This is a genomic window from Rhodococcus phenolicus (assembly GCF_001646785.1).
Lineage (GTDB): Bacteria > Actinomycetota > Actinomycetes > Mycobacteriales > Mycobacteriaceae > Rhodococcus > Rhodococcus phenolicus.
This window is the reverse complement of sequence record NZ_LRRH01000155.1, coordinates 1-11,990: the sequence shown is the minus strand read 5'-3', so window position 1 is coordinate 11,990 and position 11,990 is coordinate 1. Positions and strand designations below refer to the sequence as shown.

Below are 11,990 nucleotides of genomic sequence, written 5' to 3'. Positions count from 1 at the left end.
TGGCGAACGGGTCGATGCCGTATCCGGCGCCGACGATCAGGGCGAGTGTCATGGTGGTGCGCATGGTGCTCCTTCGGGTGTGCAGCGTCGCGCTGCGGTGTTGCCCCGGGCACCGTCGCGGTGTCGGGGTGTCCGCCCAGGGGCGGAAGTCTGTGGGGTTAGCGAGCTCGGTTGATCTGCTCGCGCCGCGGCCGGCGCGTCAGGCCGTGCTCGTCGACGTGCTGCCGGATCGCAGCCTGCTGCGCCCGGAGCCGGGCCGCGGCGTCGCGCTTCGCCTGCGGGGTGATCGCGACAGCCTGGCGTGTGCGGGTGTCACGGATGGCGCGTTCCATGGCGCGCTGCTGCTGCGTCGCCGCATACCCTTCGGGATCGGGCTTCGTCGCGAACGTGCGTGACGCTCCCGGCACGAACCGGGACAGGGCGTGCCCGCAGTTCGGATGCCGGAAGCCCTTCGAGATGGCCTCACGCATCGTCGCCTTGATCGTCACGCGCACCGGACGGCCCGTCGTCGCGGACTCCAGCTCGACCGTGCCCGTCGAGCCGTCCAAGCTGAGCACCTGGCCCTCGTACGGCTGACACTGCGGTGCCGGCTTCGAATGCGACGACACCACCATCAGCGTGTGCCCGTGCTCGAGGGCCCGGGCGATGTGGGCTTCGCGCAGCTCCTCGTTCACCACACTGCGCGACAGCATCTCGACATAGCTGGTGAGCGACCAGTTACGGCCGCCGCGGTCCCGGAACCCGGTGATGCCCCGCTTCGTGAGGATGTCGAGGGCCTGCTGCGCCGCGTCCAGGCGCGTCCCGGTCGCACGCGGTGCACCGAGGATCCCACCGGTGTGCGGTGTGGTCCGTGGGACGTCCGGTGAACGTACCTGGATCTGCGCCAGCACCTGCCCGTACAGCCGATCCGCATTCGCCGGGAGCAGCTGTGTGGTGCGGGCGAGGGTAGACCAGGCGGATTGTGTGGCTGCGACAGTGCGGGGATTCCGGGGGCGGTCGCGACGCGGTGCGCTCCCGGCCACTGTCGCAGCCGTTCCCGTCGCGGCCACGCTTACCGCTCCGGGAGATTCGGGGGTGTTGTCGGCGTCCTCGTCGGCCGCCCGTTCTCCGAGGTCGGCCGCTGCCTGCACCGCGGCCTGCAGGAGCGGTGGCATGGCGGCCTGGAGGTGCCGGGCGAGTGCTTCGGCGGCCTGCCGGAACTCGGCCTGCCGCGAGGCCTGGACCTGTTGCCACTGGTCGGTGTCGATGCCGTCGGCGATGGCTTCGGCCAACAGTCGGAGGAGGGCGAGTTCGGCGTCGGTGTAGAGGGCGATGAGGTGGGCGGGGATGTTGCGTGCGTCCTCGGGGTCGAGTGCCACCGCCTACCTCCTCACTCGGGCGAGAGTGAGACCTTCGCCCACTTCCGTTGCGCCAGCCATGCGCCGATCGGCGTCCGATGACCTGCCACGACGCGCATCCCGTCCGAGCACTCCCACCGATGCCATCGGCTGTATCCGAACTGGTAGCGGCCGATCCGGAATCGGTAGTTGGGCACTCGAATGGTCTGGCTACTCATCGGTCGCGCCTTCCTCGGGTGTCTGCTCGCCCTCGGGCTTCTCGTTGTCGCCCTGGTCGACAGGGGCGGTGTCCGAGCCGAAGAATGGCGGTGTCTCCACCATGTTCGCCTCGTCGATCAACTCGACCTCGTCGTCGATCTGCTCCTCGGTCCAGTCCTGGTGCAGGTAGCGGACCTTGGTGCGCGTCGACGCAGACCGTCCCGTCTCCCATGCCTGCACGGTCTGAGCACGGGACAGGTCGGATTCCTGCGCGAACGGCGGCCAATCGACATCGAGCGGCTCGTGCAGCTCGACGCCGAGCTTCGGGAACTTCACCTTGTCGATACGCAGAGCCGCGGTCGTCAGATGCTGGATGGCGGTGCCGAAGTAGCGGGCCTTCCCTTCGGTCGTGATGACCGTCCACTCCTTCTTTCCGACCGCCTCCGTCGCAGTCTGGGCGACCTCGTCGGACATGCCGAATGAGACGGGGCTGTAGCCGGTGCGGCGCAGCACCTCCCGCACGAGGATCTCCCCCGCCTGGTCGTGCTCGAGCACGCGCATGGCCGGCTGGTACGGCTGGAAGATCGACTCCATATCGCCTTCCTTGGCCATCATCTGCCCGAGCTGCGTGAACATCTCCTGTTCCTCGGGCAGGAGCAGGCCGCTGCCGGGGCCGCGGTTCTGCAGGATCGATGCGGACGCGAAGACCTTCATCGCCGACAGCCGCACATCACGCATCAGCGACGAGTACACGCGGTCGATCTGGTGGTACAGCGGAATGATGTCGGGGGCGATGTCGGAGCCGCCGAGGTTGCACAGCTTCGGGTCGTTGTCCCACTCGGGATTGGGCAGCTTGTTCGGCACATAGTCGACGGCCAGCATGTCGGGAATGCCGAGGTCGACATACGAGAAGCCGTCCGAGCCAAGCTGGACCGGGATGTCCTCGGTGGCTTCGTGCGCCTTCAACGTCTCCAGGCGCCCGAGGTTGTCAGCGGTGCCCTTGTAGAGCTCGTGGACGATGCGGCCCATCTCGTAGCGTTCGAGGTGCCGCCACACGACGCGGTCATCGTCCGATTCGAGCTCGGTGAAGAACGTGACCGCCCGAAGTCGACCTCGCGACCATGTCGGGATCGCACAGTCAGGGGCGATCCACTCGATCCACGTGCCCTGCTGGATCTTGTCATCCCACGCGACGCGCCCGTACACACCGGTGAGCGCTGATGCCTTCTCACCGGCCGTGTACAGCCCGGAGTGGAAGCGTGGGACGTTGTACAGGTCATCGACACGGACCTGGACGTCATCGGCTTCGTCGTCGGCGGCGAGGATGGTCGGGGGCTTTGAGAACAGGCAGGCCGCGGACAGCTGTGCGATGTCGGCGGCGATCGGTGCGTGCAGGCGGCGCGGGGCTTCGCCTGTGCCGGTGTTGTTCTTGCCCCAGAATGCGTCCCACGCGGCCCGGAACCCGCGCTGGGGTTGTCCGGACGGTGAGGTGCGGCCTGTGGCGCCGTAGAACGTGTCGAGCTTCTCGGGGTTGCCTTCCCACCAGACGCGGCATTCGTCGACTCGGGCGGTGACCTTCGCCAGTTCTGGGGGCGGCCATGCAACGCCGGGTCGGATGCTGCTCACGCGGCGGCCTCACTCTCTTCGGTTCGATCGTCGGTCGGTCGTGCGGTGTGCACATTCGGCAGATAGGGCTGCCAGAACGGGCGGGATGTCGCTACGGCGTAGCGCAGCGCGTCGACGGCGTGGTCGTTCTCCTTGATCGGCGCGTCTTCGCCTCGCTCGGTGGCCTTGCGGTCCCACACGTATCCGGGGATTTCCTCGAGCAGGTTGGTGCACGAGGAGTGGATCAGCAGTTGTTGTGTGGACAGCAGGGACGCGACGGTTGCGATGCCGGGCGTCACTTTGTTCGCGGCGTTGGAGAAGTTGTGCCATCCGCTTCGGTCGAGTTGGTACTTGAAGCCGGCTGCGGCCGGGTCGACGAACAGGTAGTCGGGCATTCCGTGCTCATTGACGAAAGCTCGGAGGGAGTGTTCGCGGTCTGCGGTGGTGCCTTGTCCTGGCGCCCATTCGGTGATGGCGTAGAGGCGGTTGTCTTCGCCGAGGCCGATGAGGATGCCGCGGGTGGCGTTGGTGTCGCCGTAGTCGATGCCGAGGGCGAGGAGTTGCTGCATCTCGGGGAGGGTGTCGACGACGTGCACAGCGGGGTCGAACATGTCGTAGATGACGCCGTCGGCCATGGTCCACAGACCCTTGATGTACCGGTCGTTCCACAGGCCTGTGTACTGCCTATTGAGCGATTCGATGTACCCCTCGGGTAGGTGCTCACGGTTGTCTTCGAGTCCGAAGTGGTATATCCGGTGGCCCATCTCCTCGGCCCGGTCGATGTAATCGGTCTTGAGGAAGTGACGCGGGCCGTCCGGGTTTGTGGTGCCGCCCATCCAGGCGTCCGGAACTGAGTGGCGGGAGACGAGCATCGAGATGAACTCCTCGGCCATGAGGGTCATCTCGTCGCAGTACGACCGTTTGATGGTCATGCCTCGGATGACGTTCTCTGCGCGCACGTCGGAGGCGCCGATGACGTGGACGGTTTCGCCGAGGATGTTCGCTGTCGGGGCTCCGCGGTTGTAGTGCACGTGGCCGGCGAGGCTCCCGAACAGGCCCGGGTCCATCAGGGGTGCGATGACGTTGCGGTAGGCGGTGTCTCGGGTGCGGGAGATCAGGACGTTCTCGCCGGTGCTGGGTGCGTCGGCGAGTTTGATCTCGAACTTGACGAGGGAGCCGATGGTCTTCCCGGAGCGGACGGCGCCGTGCCACAGGTTGATCTGCGAGCGGGATGCGTCGGCGTTGGCCGTAGCGATCGAGTAGGCCTGCTTGCGGGAGATCGACAGCTCATCGAGAATCCCCACTCTCGCCGGCCTCCTCGATCTCATCCTGGACGGCGGCGATGAGCTTGGCCTCAAGTTGGCCGAGCATCGACTTCGCGTCGTCGTGTTCGGTGGTGTGGTCGGTGAGCTTGTCGATGTTCACGGCCATGCTCGCGCGGGCGTTGGCATGCTCACGGAGGTCGCGGGCGGGGATGAAGTCGAGACCGGTGACGTACTCGGCGCCGCCTTCGCCGCGGCGGAGTGTCATCCATTCGCCGCGCTTGTGGTGTACGTCGAGGGCGCGTTTCTGCTCGAACTCGAGGAGCTCCAGTTCGCGTTCGGCTGCTTCGGCTCGTCGCTCCCGGGCGTTGAGGACCTTCACTGCCGTCGCCTCAGCAGTGCGCTCCGTCCCGAACGTCAGCTCGAGCTTCTTCGCCCACCGACCGATCGTGACCTTCGGCCGATCCATCCTCTCGGCGATCGCACGCAACGACAGGCCCTGCTCATGCAGTTCACGAAGGCGCCGGCTGTCCTCATCGGTCCACGCGGCCATGAGCCACTACACGCACACGAAGGCCGAGACTGGGACGTCCCATCGGGTGGTCCATTCGATCCCTCCTTCGGAAGTTGACGCCCCGCGCTCCCAGGTAGCGAAACCGGACGCGGGGCGGGTCCATCCGAGCGGCGCGAGGGGGTCGGCACTCGAGGATGGACGACTGGGGGTGTCTGGAAACGACGAAGCGCGAGGCCCCTGTGGGGAATCCTCGCGCCTACGGCGGCAGCCTAACAGATGGCCGGGGATAACGGTGATACCTGGTTATACGTCGTGATGTCTCGTTATGCGCTGACCTTCTCGCGTTGGCGGGTTGCCGTAGCGCAGTGAGCGTCCAGGACGTCACCGAGACGATAGATCGGAATCCCGTCGTACTCGCGAACGGGAGTGATGCGCCCAGTCCTGCGGAGGCTCTTGACGCGCTCGCGGGTGAGCTTGGCGTACTCGGGGCCGAGCTCCTTTGCGGCGAGGGCGATGCCGGAGGCGTTGAGTTCGGTGTCGCGGGCGGCGTCGATGGAGCCGTAGCGCCACATCTCGGGTTCGCCGGACATGCGGGCTGCTCGGCGTGCGGATCGGATGATGCGGCGGAAGGCGTGGGGGGCTTCGTCGGCGCCGGGGGTCATGGCGAGCGAGATGATGTGCTTGCGGAGCCAGTCGGCCATTCCGATTGTGCTGGCGGGCCCTTCGTAGCGCTGGCGGCGGTGTTCGCACACGTGGTTGGCCCAGGTCCACAGTTCGTTGTCGAGGTAGTTCGCGGCGTCGTGGGCGCTGGTGTCGTACGGGATGCGTGCGGCCGGGCTCGAGCTGACTCGGGGCTCGTACGAGATGCGCTGCGGGAAGCCGTCACAGAGGACGCCGGCGAGTGCGTCGACGACGTCGGGGATCTGGGCGAGGAGTGCGAGGAGGTCGGCCTGTCCGGCTGTGTCGAGGTAGTAGCCGTTCACTGTCCACCTGCCGGGGCCGCGTAGGTGCCACGCTCCGGAGACGGCCGGTACATGCTCGGGTCCGCCTGCGCCGTCATCCGCACCTCCATCAGTTCGGCCCGCAGCTTCTCGTTCGCCTTGTGTGCCTGGCGGGCGGCTTCGGCGGCTTGGCCGAGTTCGTGCTCGAGGGCGTCGATTCGGGCGTTGGCTTCTTCGATGTCGGTGTAGGCGGCGGGCATCTGAGCGTCCTTTCTCGCGGTGGTGGGTGTGGGTCCGGCCCCGTGCACGGGAAGCTGTGCACGGGGCCGGGGTCTCAGGTGGCGGCGAGGATGAGTGCCAGGGTGCCGATGAGGAGCGCCCAGATCAGGAGTGCGGGTGGGAGGGCGAAGAGGGTGCCGCGGACGGGTTCGTCGAGTGGCCGGGTCATTGGGTCTCCCAGGTGTGGGTGTGGGTGGGGGTGTGGGTGGCCGGCACGTCGTGGCTGGCGGTGAGGATGGCGGCGAGGGTGTAGAGCGCGGCGAGTGCGGCGGACACCTTCAGCCGGGTCACGAGGTGCCGTCCAGGGCTGCCCGGATCTCGTCTGTCGTCGCCCGCCAGTACGGGAGCCACTCACCGTCCTCGTCCTGCACAAGCTTCCGCACGCGGTCGAGGGCTGCCTCGGCGGCCTCTGCGCGGCGGCGTTCGATCACGAGGTCGCCGCGCTGCCGCTCGATCTCGCACTCGGCGTCATCGAGCGCGTCGAGGACGGCCGGGAAGTGCGTCATCGCATAGGTGTTCCGCTTGTGGATTGCCTGGGCGTCGAAACTGTCCGCGGTCGCGGTGCGCTTGATCTCGTCCGTGAGGGCGTGGTATTCGCCTGCCCAGTCGCGGGCGCTCACGAGTCACCGTCCAAAGCTCGGCGAATGGCGGCGGCCCAACATGCGGGGCACTCGGGTTCGCCGCACACAGCGGCTGGGCCGTTGTGTTCGTATTCGGTGCCGTCGTCGGATGCGTAGGTCAACTCGCGGACGCGGGTGATCGCGGCCTCGAGGTCTGCGATGTGCTTATCGCGCTCGGATGCGGTCGGGTACTTGATCACGACTGCCCCTCCGTCCGGTCGGCGAACCCGAGGGCAGGCGTGGGCCATGCCATTGCTTCGTGGGTTATCCGATGGCATGGGCTCATGACTGCACCGCCTTGCGAAGCTCCGTGAACGGCCCCAGGCAATCCGTCCGCAGATTCGTCTCCATGTCGCTGCCGTCGTCGTAGAGCGGACGCCAACCCGATCCGTCCTCGAGGCGTCGCACGACGTCTCCGGTGCAGTCGAGCACCCGGTCGACGTCGGCGGGGATGTCGGCGCGCTTGCTCCACTGCCGTGTTCCGGGCTCGTATGCGCGGTCGCGGTTGGGGTTGAGGAGGTAGGCCGCCATCGAGTTCGGCGGAATCCGCTTCATGGGAGCGGACCGTTCGGCGACGTCGAACCGCTCGAGGATTGCGTCGGCCGCGGCGGTCAGGTCGTCGCTGTCGGGGTCGTCTGCGAGACCGGCCTCGTACATCAGGCCAGCGAGTTCGTCTCGGATGCTCACCGCTTCCCCCCGATCGCGTCGATGAGATGGGTAGCCATCTGCGCGGCCTGCTCGACGGTGTAGGTGATAGTCAGGATTTCGAAGGGTTGTCCGTCATCGCCGATCGCGAGGACTCGGCCCGTGACGTGGCCTCCGTTGCTCGCCCATTCGATGCCCATGGGACCGCCGTTCGCCTCGGGGCGTTCGACGACGGCGTACCGGGCGAGGATCGCGTCGGCGATGGCGCGGGCCTTACCGAGTGATTCGTTCGTGTGCATCCGCGGTGCGGAGATAATGCGGGTGAGTTCGTCTCGGATGCTCATGCCGCACCGCCGTAGTACTTCGCCCAGACGCGGTCGAACAGGTCGCGGTCGGCTTCGGTGTAGGCGTTCACCTGGCGGATCTGCCCCGACTTCGTTTCGAGCGGGTACTGCTTCGGGTCCTCGCCGTGCTCGAGTTGGTACATCGCCTTGAGTCGCTTACCGAACACGGGCGAGACGGACTTGACCTCGTCGCGCGTCAGACCCTTCTCCTCGAGGTAGGTCTGCGCGTAGAGCGGCGTCGTCGCGGGGTCGAGCTCCGGCGCCTCGCCGAGCGCGCGGGCCAGGACGAGCCGGGCCTTCGCTTCGAGGTGGCGCGGGTCGATGAGCCCTTGGGCGAGCTGCATGAGCTCCATCTGCCGCTTGGAGACGTCGAGTGCGTTGGTGAGCTTCTCCTCGACGACCTCGGCCTGCCGGGTGCGGATCGCGAAGTACGCCTGCGCGGAGGCAATGGCGGGCTTGCGGGGGTCGCCGTTCATGACGACCAGGTACGCGCCGAATCGGGACAGTTCGAAGTCCTCTTGCCGGACCGTGCCACCCTGGGGTCGCTGCACCAGCTTGTCGGCGCCGACAACGTGGCTGGTCACGGCCTCGCCGGAGTTCTGCAGCGAGAGCTTCGCGCGGTCGATTGCTGCTGCGAAGTTGCGCCAGGTCTCGTACTCGACGACCTGGCAGAGGTCGCGGGCGGACCAAAATTCGGAACCGTCGGGCCGGGTCTGGCGGATTCGATCGAATGGTGACGCGGACTCGTGTCCGGTAACCTCGGGAACTGACATCGAGATTTCTCCTCGGTGTTCGTGCCCCGCGGTGTTGACGCACCGGCGGGGCTTTTTCGTGGTCAGGGCTTCACACTACGCGAATGACTAACGACTTGCATGTCGCTAGTCGCGTGTCCAGGCATGTTTTTCTCGGCCTCCGCCTTCAGGTACAGATCCCGCAGACTCGGGCGCTTCTCCGGCGCCGGAGCGTGCCCACAGACGGCCGTGTCGACGTAACCGTCCTCGTCGCACAGGGAGCACTCCGCGATCGCCCTGGCGCGATCCTCGGCCCGGAGCCGGGCCTCCGCGGAGCGAGTCCGGGCAGCGGCATCGGCCTTCCGTGTCTGCCACTCGCCGACCGCACGCCGGGCGTCGCCGCAGGCGCGGCACGGCGCGTCCGTCCCTCCCGGATGCTGAGGGCAGTGGGGGGCGGGTTCGCCGGCCTCGTGCGTGTACGCGTGCGCGCGCCCGCGACCTCCCAAATCTCCATCTGCAGAACAAGAGCTTTCCCCTTCCCCTACCCCTACCCCGCGGGGTTCGCGAACCCTTCCCGAAGGGTTCAAGGGTTCGCGAAGGGTTCCGGAAGGGTTCGGAACGTCGTCCGGAATGGTTCCCGAAGGGTTCGGAAAAAGGCGGTCCGCAACCGCATCGGCATCCTTACGACGAAGCCCCCGCAACTCCCCCGCAAGCACCTCACGAAGCTTCGGCGAATCCACCAACTCCGCACACTTGAGCGCATTCTTGAACACATTCGGCTGCTTGACGACACCGTCGCCACGAATGAACGACCGGATCAGCAACTCCTCCGTGTCCTCGTCGACGAACACGAACCGTGCCTCCTCGAGCTGGCGCAACGCATCACGCACATCGTCGACGCTCATCGAGTCGCAGTACTTGGCCCACCGCGACTCCATCAGCGGCAGCACGCCGGCGTTGTTCACGTCCTTCTGGCCGAACAGCACCATGTACATGCGTTGCGCTCTCTCACTGAGTGCTCGGAACGCCTTGTTCGACCAGATTCCGAAGTCGATCCGGCCATGACTACGGGCCATCAGGCGGCCCTCCTTTCGAGCTGTTCGAGCGGGATACGGCGCCCGCTCATCGGGCACGTATTCCATGCCTTGTCGTCGTGCCGGGTGACACGCCCGGTGTGCTCGGAGGCGTGGACCTTCCGCCGGCACACCGGGCACTCGGTCACCACAACGTCATCTCCTCGACCTTGGCGACGACGGGCGTGAAGAGGCATGCAACGGCGGCGGCCTCGTCTGCGGCGTGGATCGACATGCGAGCACGGCGGGCTATGGCGCGGCGGTCCTCGGGAAGGGACGTCGCCCAGTCGCGGAGCTGCTGCCACGTGATCGTGGCGACATGCTCAGGCGCCCGGATGCCGCGTTCGCTCATGTAGTCACCGGCGGCTGTCATGGCGATCCCCCACCTGTACGTCTTGCGCCACAGGCCGGCAGCGCGCCACTGCTCATCCTTCGGGCTGCCGCCGCCCTGCGTGTCTCGGATCTGCGCGGACCAGTAGCCAGGCTCATCGGCCAATCCGAGGATCTGCCGATCGTGGAGCTCTGCGAGGAGCCGGAGCTGGTCGGGCGTCACGTCGCGTCCTCCCACGACCCCGACGGGCCATAGTCACTCTCGTCCAGATCCCACTCCTGCCCCGTCAACCAGTTGCGCACATGGTCGTGCCCGCAACGGGTGCAGCGGCTCAGAATCAGCCGATAGGGCCAGTTCGGGATTTCGACCGTCCCTTCCGCCGTGACCCGTTCGGCACGGACCCCGCAATGCCAGCAGAGCTCCGGCGGAACGACTTCCGAGGTGCCGTCCATGTTGACCTGACACATGAACGGTTCCGATTCGAACGCTCCCCATTCGACGGGATGCCCGTCCCACGCGACAGGAAGGCGGCGGGTCGCCGCGGTCACGTCTGGTCTCCGATCTTGCGTTCGAGGGTGGTGGCGACGTCGTCGTAGGTGTGGGCGAGGTAGTCGCCGCCTGCATCTCGGGTGACTGCGGCGAGGTTCCGCAGGTGTTGCGCGTAGTCGCGGATGCTGTCGATGATGGCGCGCATTTCGTCGATTTCTCGGACGGCTTTGGCGATGCCGGTTTCGAGGTGCTCGGTGTGGTCGCGGTGCAAGGGGTGGCCGTGTTGGGCGCGGGCACGGTCCCAAGCGCCGCTCACCGTGGCTCCTCGGGTGTGGTCCATGCGGTTTCGGTGACAGTGCGGCAGACAACCTCCGCATTCGGGTTGGCATTCAGGACGTGCTCGACGTCGTGGAGCACGGCGACCCATTCGCGGGCGTGCTCCTCGTCGCGGGCCTTGTCGACCTTGATCCCGAAGTGCTGGGTCGGCCGGCGCACACCCCACTCGGTGCGGGTCTCGGCGTCCGCGCCGACCTTGCGCCAGCCCTGGCTGAGGAGGTAGTCGGCTGCATCCTCGGCGGCGATCAGGCCGATATCGAAGATCGCGTCCGACAGGTCGGTGGTCAGGTCGTCTCGGTCACTCATGGTCGCTCCACTCGTAGAGGGTTTGTGAGGCGCGGTCGATGGTCCAGGCGGTGATGGTGAGCCATCCGGCGAGGCAGAGGCCGGTTACGCCGAGGAGGCGGACAGTGGGCTTCACGGCCGGGCCTCCCCGTTCGCGATCTCGAGCAGCACATCGGCATGGCACGGCTGATCGAGCGGGCACCAGCACGCGAGGTCGCGGCCCGCGAGTTCGGCGCGGACTTCTTCGCGCCAACCTTCGCCCCAGAATGTGCGGGCAGACAGGCGGAACATCGCTGTCGCGGACTCGGCGTCGTACGTATCGCCACCAGTGCCCGGGATCTCGCCGCCGACTCGATACGGGTTACCGAACACGCCCGGCCGGCCGACATATACGGCACCTTCTGGCATCCGCCAGCCCTTGGTGCGCTGGCGTTGGATTCGCTTCGGCATCAGGCCTCCTGGTAGGTCAGGACGACGCGGGCACCGTCGACATCCGTGAACCGCACGACGTAGCCGTCCATCGTCTCGGCGATCGTCGCGAGAGTTCCGGTCTCGCGCAGGCGATCGCAGCGCCGCCGAACCGCCTCGGCGGCCGTGCCGGACTGCATCGCCGTCGTCGACGTCGTGCGCGTGACCGTCAGCCGGTGCGGCCCCGTGGCACCCGGGGGTGCGGCCACGACGACCGCGCTCCCCCGGGCGTCGCGCTTCCACTCGTGCGCCGGGTCCGCGCCCGGATCCCCGCCCGCGTACTCGCTCATGCCGGAACCCCCTCGTCGGCGAGGTACCGCACGGCGGCCTCGTCCAGCTCGACGATGTCCTCGACGGTGGTGTGCAACCTTCCGACGGCGTTGAGCTTGTCGGGGCGGTAGCCGGACCAGTGCATGTCGCCAGCGGTGACGACCGGGACGGACCGGTAGCCGAGGAGCGCGACGGTCTGCGCGGCCGCCGGGTCCTGGTCGACGAACAGCTCGACGAACGGTGTGCCCTGGCGCTCGAGGTG

The 11,990-nt window shown here is 67.2% G+C and carries 22 protein-coding genes; all 22 read right to left on the bottom strand.

The window, feature by feature from the left end; translation table 11 throughout:
• Positions 1-158: 158 nt before the first annotated feature.
• Positions 159-1,358, bottom strand: coding sequence for a phage minor capsid protein (locus A8G15_RS28210; RefSeq protein WP_068166492.1), 1,200 nt, complete (start codon positions 1,356-1,358; stop codon positions 159-161).
• An 11-nt stretch (positions 1,359-1,369) separates the two neighbouring features.
• The gene (locus A8G15_RS30905; RefSeq protein WP_156665606.1) at positions 1,370-1,555 is read right to left on the bottom strand and encodes a hypothetical protein; all 186 of its coding nucleotides are present in this window, start codon (positions 1,553-1,555) and stop codon (positions 1,370-1,372) included.
• On the bottom strand, positions 1,548-3,161 hold the full coding sequence (locus tag A8G15_RS28205) for a phage portal protein (protein ID WP_068166490.1): 1,614 nt from the start codon (positions 3,159-3,161) through the stop codon (positions 1,548-1,550). The genes A8G15_RS30905 and A8G15_RS28205 overlap by 8 nt, the downstream gene beginning before the upstream one ends.
• The gene (locus tag A8G15_RS28200) at positions 3,158-4,444 is read right to left on the bottom strand and encodes a terminase large subunit domain-containing protein (protein ID WP_245688039.1); all 1,287 of its coding nucleotides are present in this window, start codon (positions 4,442-4,444) and stop codon (positions 3,158-3,160) included. The genes A8G15_RS28205 and A8G15_RS28200 overlap by 4 nt, the downstream gene beginning before the upstream one ends.
• Positions 4,428-4,955: a helix-turn-helix domain-containing protein gene (locus A8G15_RS28195; protein ID WP_068166488.1), complete on the bottom strand. Its 528-nt coding sequence runs from the start codon at positions 4,953-4,955 to the stop codon at positions 4,428-4,430. The genes A8G15_RS28200 and A8G15_RS28195 overlap by 17 nt, the downstream gene beginning before the upstream one ends.
• A 284-nt stretch (positions 4,956-5,239) precedes the next feature.
• Positions 5,240-5,899 carry a hypothetical protein gene (locus tag A8G15_RS28190; protein WP_068166487.1) on the bottom strand — a complete coding sequence of 220 codons (660 nt, stop codon included), beginning with the start codon at positions 5,897-5,899 and terminating at the stop codon, positions 5,240-5,242.
• Positions 5,896-6,117: a hypothetical protein gene (locus tag A8G15_RS28185; RefSeq protein WP_068166486.1), complete on the bottom strand. Its 222-nt coding sequence runs from the start codon at positions 6,115-6,117 to the stop codon at positions 5,896-5,898. The genes A8G15_RS28190 and A8G15_RS28185 overlap by 4 nt, the downstream gene beginning before the upstream one ends.
• 184 nt (positions 6,118-6,301) lie before the next feature.
• Positions 6,302-6,427 carry a hypothetical protein gene (locus A8G15_RS32305; protein ID WP_281180805.1) on the bottom strand — a complete coding sequence of 42 codons (126 nt, stop codon included), beginning with the start codon at positions 6,425-6,427 and terminating at the stop codon, positions 6,302-6,304.
• Positions 6,424-6,756, bottom strand: coding sequence for a hypothetical protein (locus A8G15_RS28180; protein WP_068166483.1), 333 nt, complete (start codon positions 6,754-6,756; stop codon positions 6,424-6,426). The genes A8G15_RS32305 and A8G15_RS28180 overlap by 4 nt, the downstream gene beginning before the upstream one ends.
• A 282-nt stretch (positions 6,757-7,038) precedes the next feature.
• On the bottom strand, positions 7,039-7,443 hold the full coding sequence (locus A8G15_RS28170; protein WP_068166480.1) for a hypothetical protein: 405 nt from the start codon (positions 7,441-7,443) through the stop codon (positions 7,039-7,041).
• Entirely contained in the window at positions 7,440-7,745 is a 306-nt protein-coding gene (locus A8G15_RS28165) for a hypothetical protein (protein ID WP_068166479.1), read from the bottom strand. Before A8G15_RS28165 ends, A8G15_RS28170 begins: the two co-directional genes overlap by 4 nt.
• Positions 7,742-8,518: a BRO family protein gene (locus A8G15_RS28160; RefSeq protein ID WP_068166478.1), complete on the bottom strand. Its 777-nt coding sequence runs from the start codon at positions 8,516-8,518 to the stop codon at positions 7,742-7,744. Before A8G15_RS28160 ends, A8G15_RS28165 begins: the two co-directional genes overlap by 4 nt.
• Positions 8,519-8,580: 62 nt before the next feature.
• On the bottom strand, positions 8,581-9,552 hold the full coding sequence (locus A8G15_RS28155; protein WP_068166476.1) for a hypothetical protein: 972 nt from the start codon (positions 9,550-9,552) through the stop codon (positions 8,581-8,583).
• Positions 9,552-9,698: a hypothetical protein gene (locus tag A8G15_RS30900; RefSeq protein WP_156665605.1), complete on the bottom strand. Its 147-nt coding sequence runs from the start codon at positions 9,696-9,698 to the stop codon at positions 9,552-9,554. Before A8G15_RS30900 ends, A8G15_RS28155 begins: the two co-directional genes overlap by 1 nt.
• A complete protein-coding gene (locus A8G15_RS28150) occupies positions 9,695-10,102 on the bottom strand; it encodes a hypothetical protein (protein ID WP_068166474.1) in 408 nt (135 codons plus the stop codon). Before A8G15_RS28150 ends, A8G15_RS30900 begins: the two co-directional genes overlap by 4 nt.
• The gene (locus tag A8G15_RS28145) at positions 10,099-10,428 is read right to left on the bottom strand and encodes a hypothetical protein (RefSeq protein ID WP_068166472.1); all 330 of its coding nucleotides are present in this window, start codon (positions 10,426-10,428) and stop codon (positions 10,099-10,101) included. Before A8G15_RS28145 ends, A8G15_RS28150 begins: the two co-directional genes overlap by 4 nt.
• Positions 10,425-10,685 (bottom strand): hypothetical protein, encoded by a 261-nt coding sequence (locus A8G15_RS28140; RefSeq protein WP_068166470.1) that lies wholly within the window; start codon positions 10,683-10,685, stop codon positions 10,425-10,427. The genes A8G15_RS28145 and A8G15_RS28140 overlap by 4 nt, the downstream gene beginning before the upstream one ends.
• Positions 10,682-11,011 carry a hypothetical protein gene (locus A8G15_RS28135; RefSeq protein ID WP_068166468.1) on the bottom strand — a complete coding sequence of 110 codons (330 nt, stop codon included), beginning with the start codon at positions 11,009-11,011 and terminating at the stop codon, positions 10,682-10,684. The genes A8G15_RS28140 and A8G15_RS28135 overlap by 4 nt, the downstream gene beginning before the upstream one ends.
• A complete protein-coding gene (locus A8G15_RS32300; protein WP_281180804.1) occupies positions 11,004-11,126 on the bottom strand; it encodes a hypothetical protein in 123 nt (40 codons plus the stop codon). The genes A8G15_RS28135 and A8G15_RS32300 overlap by 8 nt, the downstream gene beginning before the upstream one ends.
• On the bottom strand, positions 11,123-11,440 hold the full coding sequence (locus A8G15_RS28130; protein WP_068166466.1) for a DUF4326 domain-containing protein: 318 nt from the start codon (positions 11,438-11,440) through the stop codon (positions 11,123-11,125). Before A8G15_RS28130 ends, A8G15_RS32300 begins: the two co-directional genes overlap by 4 nt.
• Positions 11,440-11,748 (bottom strand): hypothetical protein, encoded by a 309-nt coding sequence (locus tag A8G15_RS28125; RefSeq protein WP_068166464.1) that lies wholly within the window; start codon positions 11,746-11,748, stop codon positions 11,440-11,442. Before A8G15_RS28125 ends, A8G15_RS28130 begins: the two co-directional genes overlap by 1 nt.
• Positions 11,745-11,990, bottom strand: a 246-nt coding sequence (locus tag A8G15_RS31565; RefSeq protein ID WP_068166463.1) for a thioredoxin domain-containing protein, incomplete at its 5' end; no start/stop codon positions are given. The genes A8G15_RS31565 and A8G15_RS28125, both read right to left, overlap by 4 nt.

Coding starts and splice junctions, on each gene's coding strand:
- A8G15_RS30905 (WP_156665606.1), bottom strand. CDS start 1,555: ATGAGTAGCCAGACCATTCGAGTGCCCAACTACCGATTCCGGATCGGC.
- A8G15_RS28195 (WP_068166488.1), bottom strand. CDS start 4,955: ATGGCCGCGTGGACCGATGAGGACAGCCGGCGCCTTCGTGAACTGCAT.
- A8G15_RS28185 (WP_068166486.1), bottom strand. CDS start 6,117: ATGCCCGCCGCCTACACCGACATCGAAGAAGCCAACGCCCGAATCGAC.
- A8G15_RS28165 (WP_068166479.1), bottom strand. CDS start 7,745: ATGAGCATCCGAGACGAACTCACCCGCATTATCTCCGCACCGCGGATG.
- A8G15_RS28160 (WP_068166478.1), bottom strand. CDS start 8,518: ATGTCAGTTCCCGAGGTTACCGGACACGAGTCCGCGTCACCATTCGAT.
- A8G15_RS28155 (WP_068166476.1), bottom strand. CDS start 9,552: ATGGCCCGTAGTCATGGCCGGATCGACTTCGGAATCTGGTCGAACAAG.
- A8G15_RS28135 (WP_068166468.1), bottom strand. CDS start 11,011: ATGAGTGACCGAGACGACCTGACCACCGACCTGTCGGACGCGATCTTC.
- A8G15_RS28130 (WP_068166466.1), bottom strand. CDS start 11,440: ATGCCGAAGCGAATCCAACGCCAGCGCACCAAGGGCTGGCGGATGCCA.
- A8G15_RS28125 (WP_068166464.1), bottom strand. CDS start 11,748: ATGAGCGAGTACGCGGGCGGGGATCCGGGCGCGGACCCGGCGCACGAG.